The organism is Variovorax sp. 01T439_2, from assembly GCF_056398445.1.
This window is the reverse complement of sequence record NZ_JBFTPJ010000325.1, coordinates 1-5,747: the sequence shown is the minus strand read 5'-3', so window position 1 is coordinate 5,747 and position 5,747 is coordinate 1. Positions and strand designations below refer to the sequence as shown.

The 5,747-nt window shown below is 61.9% G+C and carries 5 protein-coding genes and 1 pseudogene; 3 read left to right on the top strand and 3 right to left on the bottom strand.

The window, feature by feature from the left end; all coding sequences use genetic code 11:
• Positions 1–201: hypothetical protein (locus tag AC1DOC_RS16545; protein ID WP_478130103.1), on the top strand; the 201-nt coding region annotated here is incomplete at its 5' end.
• 339 nt (positions 202–540) lie between these two features.
• On the opposite strand, the gene AC1DOC_RS16540 is transcribed toward AC1DOC_RS16545, so the two are convergent.
• Complete coding sequence (locus AC1DOC_RS16540; RefSeq protein WP_478130102.1) at positions 541–1,701, bottom strand: serine hydrolase domain-containing protein; 1,161 nt, start codon at positions 1,699–1,701, stop codon at positions 541–543.
• Positions 1,702–1,889: 188 nt separating this feature from the next.
• Entirely contained in the window at positions 1,890–2,363 is a 474-nt protein-coding gene (locus AC1DOC_RS16535) for an Imm6 family immunity protein (protein WP_478081539.1), read from the bottom strand.
• Positions 2,364–2,574: 211 nt separating this feature from the next.
• On the opposite strand from AC1DOC_RS16535, the gene AC1DOC_RS16530 reads away from it, so the two are divergent.
• Together AC1DOC_RS16530 and AC1DOC_RS16525 are read left to right on the top strand one after the other, a co-directional pair.
• A complete protein-coding gene (locus AC1DOC_RS16530; protein ID WP_478081538.1) occupies positions 2,575–3,447 on the top strand; it encodes a tyrosine-type recombinase/integrase in 873 nt (290 codons plus the stop codon).
• A 9-nt stretch (positions 3,448–3,456) separates the two neighbouring features.
• Positions 3,457–4,653 carry an IS91 family transposase gene (locus tag AC1DOC_RS16525; RefSeq protein WP_478081537.1) on the top strand — a complete coding sequence of 399 codons (1,197 nt, stop codon included), beginning with the start codon at positions 3,457–3,459 and terminating at the stop codon, positions 4,651–4,653.
• An 892-nt stretch (positions 4,654–5,545) separates the two neighbouring features.
• On the opposite strand, the pseudogene AC1DOC_RS16520 reads toward AC1DOC_RS16525, so the two are convergent.
• Positions 5,546–5,747, bottom strand: a pseudogene (locus AC1DOC_RS16520) (hypothetical protein); the annotation flags it as partial.

Below are 5,747 nucleotides of genomic sequence, written 5' to 3'. Positions count from 1 at the left end.
GTTCTGCAGCGTGATGACGTTGTCGCTGTAACTACTATCCTGGCCGATGATGGGCCTGCGAAGGTCTATATCCAACTGGAAACGCGCGCAGTGCTGGCGCCACCACTCGCCTTTCCAGTCTCACTCCGAGACGGAAGGCACGAGCTCACGGACCCACACGTCTTCGAGCAGCGGATCGCCGCACCGATCTTTCTTCGATAAAAAGTTCGTCGCGCAAAAGTGGACATCGGCCAGCTGCTCAGGCCTTCCCTGCAGTTTTCGCATACGTAGGACGCGTTCTGCCATTTGAGGCTTGCCGGCACATCGGCCAAAGAGTAGGCCGACGGCTCCAAGGCTCAGGACTGCGACCGGAAAGGCGAAACAGATGGCAGCTTCGAACCGAGTCGCGCCAAGCAACAGGTTCTTACGCCACAGGTGTAAGCGCGCGGTGAAGTCATCTTGATCCTCTGAGAGCCGCAAGGCATTGTGTCCGCGATGAAGTGGACTCGAGGCTCCTATGCTCCGAGCCGGCTTTCAAGATGGTCGGACTGGATGCTCACGTCACAGGGACGGTGAGATAGCCTGCAGCACGTCGCTGAACACGCCGTACTGCACCTTGAATGCCTGCGGGCTGTAGTCCTGGTAGTAGCCTGCCGTCACTGCGACGACGAGATCGAGCTCGGGCACGATGCGGATCGATTGCCCGCCTCGACCGAGCGCACCGATCCAGCGGACTGTTCGTCGGTGCGCTCTGGCATGGCCGCTCCACCAAAGGTAGCCGTAGTCCTGGTCGTCCGTTGCCTTGATGAGCGATGCGGTTGAGGCTTCGATCCAGCCCTTCGACACGATCTGGCGTCCGTCCCAACGCCCGCCCGCTAGCACGAGCTGTCCGATCTTCGCCATGTCCCGCGGACGCATGCGAAGGCCACCACCGGCGTCGCTGTCTCTGCCCATTCGGCTCCATTCTTCGCCCGAGATGCCCAGGGGCTCCAGCAGGCTCGCTCGCGCGAACTCGTCGAGTGGTCTGCCGGTGGCCCGATGCAGGATCGCTGATACAAGTGCTAGGGCGCCGGTACTGTAGAAAAACTGCTGCCCAGGCGCCGCCACAGCTCGGCGCGTTAGCACGTAGCGGCACGGATCACCCGAAAAATACATGCGCGTTTCGTCGTTCGCGAGATCGCCGGTCGCGGGCGTCGACTCGATCCATTCGAGGCCGAGCGTCATGCCGAGCGCGTGTCGCAGCAACAGGCGATCCGATTCTGGCGTTCGCAGGTCTGCGAGTTCGGGGAAGAAGCCAAGGATCGGCTCGTCGACGTCATGGATCAGCCCCCGGTCGATCGCGATGCCGACGGCGAGCGACGCGACACTCTTCGTCGCTGACTTCATTGCATGGCGCGTGCCGGCGTTGAAGACGACATTCTCCACACGGCTGCCGAAAAAGCTGGTTGGCACCTGATCGCTGCCTTGGAGGTAGCGCTCGAAAACGAGCTTGCCGCGATGCACGACAAGGACGGAGTGAATGTTCGAGCCCGAAGCCGCAAGCCGATCGGCCATCTTGCTGAGTGCGGTGGTGTCAACTAGCTTGTCGTCGTCACCCGCGGCGATGTTCCAGCCATCTTCTCGCGAGGTTGTCGCGGCGAAGCCTCCGATCGAACGGGTGCACGCTGACACGCCGAGTGAGGCGAGCGCAGTGYCAACAAGAACGAACTCACGGCGTTTCATGGCACGTCGACGGTGGAAGATGCATTGATGTTACGCAGCGAAGGCTGCGCGCGTCAATCGCTTGCTCCTCCGAGTTAGCGATCCCATACCTTTTGAATGAGGATAGAGCATCGCCGAAGCAGCCATTCGCAATTGGCTGCTTGTGGCCGGATTCTGCCCGTCACATTGCATGTCCTGAACCTTGATCTTCATCTAGAAGATGCGAATTTTTGCATCACTGCCAAGCAGGCTTCGTGCGTAACGGCGTTGCATTCAACAGCCTGTTGAACTACCCATGCGATGGAATCGTCATCGACCTGGTTGATGCCATCCGGGAGGTGCTGCCCCGCTCTGGTATAGGCTATCCAGGCGATGTAGCAGACCGAGCCGCCGACGGCTTCGATTGCAGTGTCAGTTTCACTAGGCTCGCGACCAAGATAGGAGTACAGCCCTTCATCGTTGGCATTCATGAGCTGTTCGTTCAGTTGATCGCCCGTAACTGCACTGCCCGCCTCCCACGCCTGAAGCGTCGCGACAATATGGTTGATCCCAACCCGCTGGGCCTCTTCAGGGGTAAGAACATCTCGCACCTGACCTGCGATCCAGATGCAAAACGAGGCCTTGCTCCCTTCGTCCAGAGCAGCAAAGGAACGTACCAGTTGTTCAATGTGCGGTGGTTTCATGCTGCAGGTGCTTTGGAGAGAAGTTGCGAAGAGCCCATGAACGTCAGCTTGTGGCCGACTTTAGCCGCTCACGTCGTCGTCGCGAAGGGGCCTTAGGACTAAACCGCTCGCGCGGTAGCCCGCCGCACAGTCCGTGATTTAACAAACATCGCGCCCCTGTCTATGTTGGGAACCGAGGCAATCGGCCTCGTTCTTCGACAGGAGCACGATCATGATCCCTTCCACACCGGCTGTTTCTGCGCTGCGCCAGCGCTTGCTCGACGACATGCGCATGCGCAAGCTCGGCCCCAAGACGCAATCCGCGTACGTTCGCGCTGTGCGTTACCTCGCGGGCTTCCTTCAGCGCTCCCCCGACACGGCCACCGCGGAGGATCTGCGGCGTTTCCAGTTGCACCTGGTCGACCGGGGCGTCTCGCCGATCACGCTCAACGCCACCATCACCGGCCTGAAGTTCTTCTTCGACGTCACGCTCCATCGCGGCGAACTGGTCGAGAGGATGAGCTACGTGCATGTGCCGCAGAAGCTGCCGGTGGTGCTCAGCCGCGACGAGGCCGCACGCCTGATCGCGGCGGCCTCCAACCTCAAGTACCACACGGCACTGTCCATCGCCTACGGCACCGGCCTGCGGGTCAGTGAGATCGTTGCGCTGAAGGTCGGCGACATCGACAGCCAGCGCATGACCCTGCGCGTCGAGCAGGGCAAGGGTCGCAAGGATCGCTATGCGATGCTCTCGCCGGTTCTGCTGGAAAGGCTGCGGGCCTGGTGGCGGTATGCCAATGCGCAGGGCAAGATGCTGCCCAACGGTTGGCTGTTCCCTGGCATGAACCCGGTCGATCCCTTGACCGCGCGCCAGCTCAACCGCGCGGTCCATGACGCCGCCGAAGCGGCCAAGATCGACAAGCGCGTCACCATGCATACGCTGCGCCACAGCTTCGCCACGCACCTGCTGGAGCAGAAGGTGGACATCCGTGTGATCCAGGTGATGCTCGGCCATAAGAAGCTGGAGACCACGACGGTCTGCACGCACGTGGCCACCGAAGTCCTGCGCGAGGTCGTCAGTCCGCTGGAGAAGCTGTCTGCGTAGGTCGTCTCCATGGCGCACCGCGCCCTGGAAGTCGCCGACATCTTCCGCACCTACGGCCCCGATTGGCGCAAGGCGCAGCGTGGTCACCTGAGCCTGGGCCAACTCAAGGTCATGTCGGCCATCGAGCAGTGCCGCAGCGCGGCGCTGGGAGGCCACGTGTTGCGTTGCGAAGGCTGCGGGCAGGATCAGATCGCCTACAACTCGTGCCGCAACCGACATTGCCCGAAGTGCCAGGCCAGTGCGGCGCAGCGCTGGCTCCAGGCGCGCCAGGCCGATCTGCTGCCGGTGGACTACTACCACGTCGTCTTCACCTTGCCGGCGCCGATCAGTGCCATCGCCTACTGCAACAAGGCCGAGATCTACGCCTTGCTGTTCGACACGGCCGCCGAGGCCCTGTTGACCATCGCAGCCGATCCCAAGCACCTTGGCGCGAGCATCGGTGCGACCCTGGTGCTGCACACGTGGGGATCGGCACTGACGCACCACCCGCATGTGCACGGTATCGTGCCGGGCGGAGGTCTGTCGCCGGATGGCGGGCGCTGGGTCGCCTGCAAGCCCGGCTTCTTCCTGTCCGTGCGGGTGCTGTCGCGCCTGTTCAGAAGGCGCTTCCTCGAAGCGCTCGGACAGCTGCATCGCGCGGGCCGCCTGCGGTTCTTCGGCGAGTTCGCCGCGCTGGCCGACGCGAATGCCTTTGCGGCCTGGCTCGCGCCGCTGCGCAAGTGCGAATGGGTCGTCTACGCCAAACGACCGTTCGCCGGACCCGAAGCGGTGCTGGCCTACTTGTCCCGCTACACGCACCGCGTCGCCATCTCCAACAGCCGGCTTGTTGCCATGGACGAACAAGGCGTCACCTTCCGTTGGAAGGACTATCGGGCCAAGGGGCGCACTCGGCGCAAGACGATGACGCTCGATGCCGATGAGTTCATGCGCCGCTTCCTGCTGCATGTTCTGCCGGGCGGCTTCCACCGCATCCGACACTACGGGCTTCTGGCCAACGGCAACCGCACGGCCAACCTGGCGCGCATCCGCGAACTGCTGGGGCAAGAGGCTGACGCGGTCACGCAGATCGCGAGCCTGGATGCCGAGCCTTGCCATCCTCCACCGACCTTCGTCTGCATGCACTGCGGCGCTGCGATGATCGTCTTGCTGACGTTGGCTCGCGGGCAGCCGATCCGTGCGCCGCCACCACAGGTCCGGGCACCATGACGACGCAGCTGCTCAGCCAACCTTCGACCCTTCTTGCTATCGGGCCGATGAGAGGAAGTCTGGTCTTCGAGTCCGGTGATGCCCTTCGTCGACCGTCCTGGCGTCAGGCGACCCAAACAACGGCTTTGATTTGCTGCGCTTCGGCAACGCCATTGGAGGCGTCCCTCGGGCTCAGCATCGGCGCCAGCTCGGGCCACGCGTTCCGAATCGCCATAGGCCGGTAGCCTTCCCCGTCCGCAGCAGCGCATTCCGCGGTTTCCTCCTTAGAGGCTTGTCCAACACCTGCCCTCAGGCCGTTGTCGTGCGCGGGCTCGTGGTGTTGCACGGGCAGGTGTCGGACAACCCTTAACCGAAGCTGCCGGTCGCAATCGCCCAAAGCGGTCCCTCGGGAGCTCCAACGGGTCGAGGCCCCTTGCAGACATTGCACGCCCACCAAACCGGACGTAGGCCCTGGCTCGTTGAACATGCATCTTGGGGCTGAAGTCAATGAAGCTGCAATGGGCTACGCACTCGTCGACCAAGAGTAGCGGATGAACGACGTCGGCCCGCAAATGACTATGTGCGTCTCGTCCCACGAGTCCGTCGAGAGCAGGTAAGTAGGCCAGTCGCAATGAGGCGGTATGTCAACTTTTGCAAAGCGCATGAGGTACTCGCTAACGCGTGCCCTATCCGTCAATCGATAGAAGGGCATCGGCTCCGTGAGCACCGACGCACATGAGGCATCAACAGTTGATCCGATAAAAGCCTTCACATCAGGATGCGGAAATTTCGAGTTGCTCGATACATCGATCTCAAGCGACTCTTCGCTGCCGGGATCGTCGAACTCGAATTGATCGATACGAAGTGAACGCATTGTGTTGGCAAATGTCTGGTTGTGGCCGACTGTAGTCCCTCAGGTCGGGCGGCTCACGGTCTCAAGCGCTCCGCAGCGCTGACGCCACGCCACCAGCAGTTGAGCTACTGACAGGTCATGTTCGATGTTGGTGCTGAGTCCCATACGAGCAGAAGTAATGTTCGACAGATATGCAGCGATTTCCTCGGCTTCCTGGCCGCCGTTGAGCAGTTCAAAGACCAACGGCAGATAGGACTGGTAT